We start from the raw sequence: 5,461 nt of genomic DNA, 5'->3' as shown, positions 1-5,461 counted from the left end.
CAAGCAAAATGACTATCTCTAACGAGGTAGTCATTTTTGTGTTAGTTATTATGTACTAATTAGATGAGGCACCGGGGTTCCACCCGTTCGGGATCCACACTGCAGGAGTGTGCGTTATGAGTCGCAGTGTGGCAACAATAAAATACAGCATTTAGCGAAAATTAATTTCAGCATCGCCTGGCAACAAACGAAAAACTATCTCTTACTTAGAGGTAGTTTTTTTTGTTAGCGGAAAAAGCCAATCTTAAAATATTAACTATACTAAATAGTATTTATATATAGAAAATTCAATAAATGCATTTTAATTAGGATTTAGGTATGCTAATATATGTAAAAGCGTATGAACGAACATTCAAAACAAAGAGGAGGATACAACAATGGCTGAAGCTTTGCTTGAAAGAAGTTGGTATGAATTTTACGAGGATAATATTCCGAAAAATCTTGAGATTCCAGAGCACACTCTATTAGAAATGTTTAGAGTGACCCAACAGAAATATCCTAATAACCCAGCGCTGATTTTTGCTGGGAAGACAACCTCGTACAGTAAGATGAATATTCAAATTGAACGCTTGGCTAAAGTGTTAACTCAAAAAGGAGTAAAAAGAGGGGATCGTATCTCGATCTATATGCCCAATAGTGCAAACTGGGTTATCGCGTTCTTTGCTATCCAAAGAATTGGGGCGGTAGTGGTCCAGACGAACCCCCTTTATGTGGAAAGCGAATTAAAAGCACTTTTACAAGACGCTGGGGCCATGGGGATTGTTTCAATTCCACAGCTTTTGCCAAGGATCATGGCGATCCAAGCTGAAGTAGGTCTAAATATAATTGCTTTAGACGGGACAAGTTCATTTTCAGGGTTAAAAGGGTTAGGTTTGGTAGATAATCCTGTATTTCTAGATATTGATGACATTATTGCTGATACGAACTTGGATAGAGTTGAGTCTCCACCGTTAGAAGGCAAATCGGACGAGCTTGCTGTTTTGCAGTACACAGGTGGGACGACTGGAGTAGCGAAAGGGGTTATGCTAACTCATTCTAATCTTGTTGCCAACGCTATGCAGGCTTGGAATTGGATATTGGGTAGGGAGGGCGAAGAAAGAGTCTTAACAGTATTACCCCTATTTCACATATATGCCTTGACAGCTTGTATGAACTTAGCGATCATTTCCGGAGGAGCCATGATTATTTTGCCGAAATTTGATATCGATGCGGTACTTCAACATATTAACGATTATCAGCCTACTTTCTTTCCGGGAGCGCCGACCATGTATGTTGCAGTTATAAATCACCCTAGAATTATGGATTATAAAGTTTCTTCGATTCGTTGTTGTTTAAGTGGATCAGCCCCGCTTCCCAAGGAAGTAGCGCTCCGATTTGGGGAATTAACAGGGGGAAGATTGGTCGAAGCCTACGGTTTATCAGAAGCATCGCCAGCGACTCATTTAAATCCAATATTCCATGCCCGTGTGGGTTCAATCGGAGTTCCAGCGCCCAATACGGATGCCAAAATCATGGATTTGGAGACAGGAGAACAAGAGCAACAACCGGGAGAAATCGGTGAATTAGTAGTTAAAGGAGATCAGGTCATGTTAGGCTATTGGCAAAGACCTGTTGAGACTGCAGCTACGCTGAAAGATGGCTGGCTATATACGGGCGATATTGCCTATAGGGATGAGGAGGGGTTTTTCTATATTGTTGATCGGAAAAAGGATATGATCATTACGGGAGGATATAATGTCTACCCACGCGATGTTGAAGAGGTCTTGTATACACATCCTTCTGTAAGAGAGGCGGTGTGTGCTGGAATTTCTGATCCATATTGGGGGGAAATGGTGAAAGCATACATCGTTCAAAAAGAAGGCATCAGTACGACAGAAGAAGAAATCATTGCCTTTTGTCAAGGGAAGCTCGCGGCATTTAAGATTCCTAAGAAAGTTGAATTCCGTGAGTCCTTGCCCAAAACAGCCATTGGTAAAGTATTACGCCGACACTTAGTAGAGGAGGAAAAGGAAAAGGCCAAAGGACTTGAAAGTTCTGCAACTGCTGCACAGGTGGCCGTATCCTCTGAGACAACAGTGACAGCTTAACCTATGTAACTCCGATAGTAAAAGAAGACATTACTTCAAAGTAGTATGAAGTGATGTCTTCTTTTATCTAATGGCTAACCGTCACTAAGGCTCCCGCTTCTTAGTGTGGTGTTAAGCCCTAGGATAACTTCAGCTAAACTTCAGATGGAGTGATAACTCTCCACCTGAAGCAAGTTTTCTTTAGGGACTTATTATTTCTTTGAACGTAAGGCTTCTTCTTTTGAAAGACCATGGACATCTCTTGAATCCATACTAGGTTGATCTTCTGGACGAGATGGGATAGGTTTAGTATTGGGATTAGGATCTTTTTCATGGGGGAATTTTTTAATCACCATTATGTCACTTCCTTCTTCAGATATACATTATGAGAAATTACAATGCTTAGTCTGCCCTTTTCTAGTTTAATTAATGAGTAATAGAAACGTTGACAGATTGACAAGTGACATACTCCCACCACCTAAGAGGTGGGGGCTTCTTGGGGACGTACCGACTTATGCCGATATTATTACCAAGCTATTCCCGTTTGCCCAACGGTTCTTCTAGTATTAGGCTATACCTAGTATTTGAAAAGAGATCATGAACATTAAGTCGCGTAAAAGAGAATGGACGAGCCTAAATGCCAAAATTGAGAGTTGACAACACTACATATAGTGTGGTTAAATAAAAAACATACTACATATTGTGGGGTGAAACCTGTGCATTGTCCTTTTTGCGGAAACGTAGAAACCAAAGTTCTTGACTCGCGGCAGGTTGAAGAAGGAACGACTGTTCGTAGGCGCAGGGAATGTGATTACTGTTCGCGCCGGTTTACTACCTTTGAAAAATTTGAAGATTCTCCACTCGTAGTGGTAAAAAAAGAAGGTCTACGAGAAGAATTTTCGCGTTCCAAAATGATGGCGGGTATGCTGAGGGCTTGTGAAAAACGTCCAGTTTCTAGAGAAAAAATTGAGGATGTTGCTTATCTAATTGAAAAGATGCTTCGCAATAGCCACGAGCGTGAGGTATCGAGTGCAGAAGTGGGAGAAGCAGTGCTAGAACAGCTATTTAGTTTGGATGAAGTAGCCTACATACGTTTTGCTTCCGTCTATCGTCAGTTTCGAGACATACAACGTTTTATGGAAGAGTTAAAGGATCTTATCGAAAAGCGAAAGACTACAAAGTAGAAAATCTATGAGTTAAAAGAGTTAAAGAAAGTTGGGGATTCAAGTTGGGTTTCGAGGGACAAGTACCAAAAAGCTGGGCAAAGGCTAATTTAACGCCCAATGCACGCGTAGTATTGGAAAAACGATATCTTAAACAAGTCGATGGGAAAGTGGCTGAAACAGCGGAAGACATGTTATACAGGGTAGCAAGTGTAGTGGCTGAAATAGAAGAGACTCAATATGGCAAGGGGAAGCAAGAAACTCAAGCTTTAGTGAAAGAGTTTTACACAATGATGGCTAACCTCGAGTTTATGCCAAACTCGCCTACCCTGATGAATGCAGGTCGAGATCTTGGTCAATTAAGTGCTTGTTTTGTATTACCAATTGAAGATACCATGGAAAAAATCTTTGATGCGATTAAAAATGCAGCAATTATCCATAAATCAGGTGGCGGGACTGGTTTCAGCTTTTCTCGTTTACGCCCCAAAAACAGCATGGTCCGTTCAACCGGTGGAGTAGCCTCTGGTCCTATTTCTTTTATGAAGGTTTTTAATTCAGCTACCGAAGCAGTTAAGCAAGGCGGCACTCGTCGGGGAGCCAATATGGGAATTCTTCGTGTCGATCATCCGGATATCATAGACTTTATTCAGTGTAAAGAAGATAACAAAGAAATTACGAACTTTAACATCTCCGTAGGGATTACGGAAGAGTTTATGAAAGCGGTTCGAGAAGAGCGCCCTTATGACCTTATCGATCCCCATACGGGCAGTGTAGTTGGTCAATTATCTGCGCCTGAGATTTTTAATAAAATTGTGGACCATGCCTGGCAAAACGGAGAACCGGGAATAGTCTTCCTCGATCGCTTAAATCAAGGAAATCCAACTCCTTTGTTGGGAGAGATTGAAGCCACGAATCCTTGTGGTGAGCAACCCTTGCTCCCGAATGAAGCCTGTAACTTAGGCTCGATCAATCTCAAATTAATGGTGATTGAGAAAGATGGGAAAATGGTTATCAACTGGGAGCGTTTGAGTCATGTAACACGATTATCTGTTCGTTTCCTTGACAATGTAATTGATGCAAATCAATACCCGCTGCCTGTTATTGATGAGGTGGTTAAAGGAAATCGAAAAATCGGCCTAGGTGTTATGGGATTTGCAGATATGCTCATTTTACTCCAGACTTCATATGCGACTGAAGAGGCAGTTGAGTATGCAGAAAAGGTTATGAAATTCATTCAAACTGAAGCTCGTATAGAATCTCAGCGCTTAGCCGAAGAACGGGGAACTTTCCCAAATTACGAGGGATCTATTTATGATGGGGTTATGAAACTCAGGAATGCTACGCTGACAACCATAGCTCCTACTGGAACCATTTCCATGATTTGTGCTGCTTCGAGTGGAGTGGAGCCACTGTTTGCAGTTGCTTATACTAAAACCGTGATGGATGGGACGACTTTAGTGGAAGTTAATCCGCTCTTTGAAGCGTTTGCCAAAGAGTTTGATTTCTATTCTCAAGAACTTACGCAAAAGATTGCGGAAATGGGGACGGTCCTAGGTTTAGCTGAGGTTCCGAACTGGGTACAGGAAGTCTTTACCACCGCCCAAGAAATTGCCCCTGAATGGCATATCCGAATTCAGGCAGCCTTCCAGAAATACACGGATAATGCAGTCTCTAAAACGATCAATTTTGCTCACTCCGCGACACGGGAAGAAATTGCTGAAGCGTATCGGTTAGCGGATGAACTTAACTGTAAAGGATTGACGGTCTATCGCGATGGTAGTCGGGAAGAACAGGTGCTTTCCACAGGTACTAGTGCAACGCAGACCCAAGATGACAAGTCAAAAATGGTCACGGAACCGTTGTCTGCTCCTAAAACACCGTTTATTCCCGAGGTCAACACAGTCGTTCCTCGACCAAGACCGACTACGACTATTGGGGTTACGGAGAAAATTAAAATCGGATGCGGAAATCTATATGTTAGTGTTAATGCGGACGAAAAAGGAATTTGTGAAGTCTTTACGAATACCGGTCGTGCAGGAGGCTGTTCATCCCAATCTGAGGCAACCGCTCGTTTGATCTCCATAACCTTGCGTTCAGGATTATCTGTCGATGCAATTACTGAGCAGATTAAAGGGATTCGCTGCCCAGCGTGTATGCGTCGTGAAGGGGTCAATGTTACATCTTGCCCAGATGCCATCGCCCGAGTGATTAGGAATATAATGATGTCGGAAT

At 42.2% G+C, this 5,461-nt stretch carries 3 protein-coding genes and 1 pseudogene; 3 read left to right on the top strand and 1 reads right to left on the bottom strand.

Annotated features, from left to right (window positions below):
* Positions 1 to 377 precede the first annotated feature (377 nt).
* On the top strand, positions 378 to 2,087 hold the full coding sequence (locus UF75_RS24580; RefSeq protein WP_082075336.1) for a long-chain fatty acid--CoA ligase: 1,710 nt from the start codon (positions 378 to 380) through the stop codon (positions 2,085 to 2,087).
* A gap of 191 nt (positions 2,088 to 2,278) precedes the next feature.
* Here UF75_RS24580 and UF75_RS28760 read toward each other — a convergent pair whose 3' ends face one another.
* Positions 2,279 to 2,422, bottom strand: coding sequence for a hypothetical protein (locus tag UF75_RS28760; protein WP_156146608.1), 144 nt, complete (start codon positions 2,420 to 2,422; stop codon positions 2,279 to 2,281).
* A gap of 360 nt (positions 2,423 to 2,782) precedes the next feature.
* Here UF75_RS28760 and nrdR point away from each other — a divergent pair, with 360 nt between their 5' ends.
* Together nrdR and UF75_RS24570 are read left to right on the top strand one after the other, a co-directional pair.
* Positions 2,783 to 3,250: a transcriptional regulator NrdR gene (nrdR, locus tag UF75_RS24575; RefSeq protein WP_045577150.1), complete on the top strand. Its 468-nt coding sequence runs from the start codon at positions 2,783 to 2,785 to the stop codon at positions 3,248 to 3,250.
* A 44-nt stretch (positions 3,251 to 3,294) separates the two neighbouring features.
* Positions 3,295 to 5,461, top strand: a pseudogene (locus tag UF75_RS24570) (vitamin B12-dependent ribonucleotide reductase); the annotation flags it as partial.

The sequence above is a fragment of the Desulfosporosinus sp. I2 genome, from assembly GCF_000960765.1.
GTDB lineage: Bacteria > Bacillota > Desulfitobacteriia > Desulfitobacteriales > Desulfitobacteriaceae > Desulfosporosinus.
Note: the sequence above shows the minus strand (reverse complement) of the source record. Positions and strands in the feature narration are given on the sequence as shown.

Bases quoted from the DNA above. Each gene is read 5' to 3' on its own strand.
- UF75_RS24580 (WP_082075336.1), top strand. From the start codon at position 378: ATGGCTGAAGCTTTGCTTGAAAGAAGTTGGTATGAATTTTACGAGGAT.
- UF75_RS28760 (WP_156146608.1), bottom strand. From the start codon at position 2,422: ATGGTGATTAAAAAATTCCCCCATGAAAAAGATCCTAATCCCAATACT.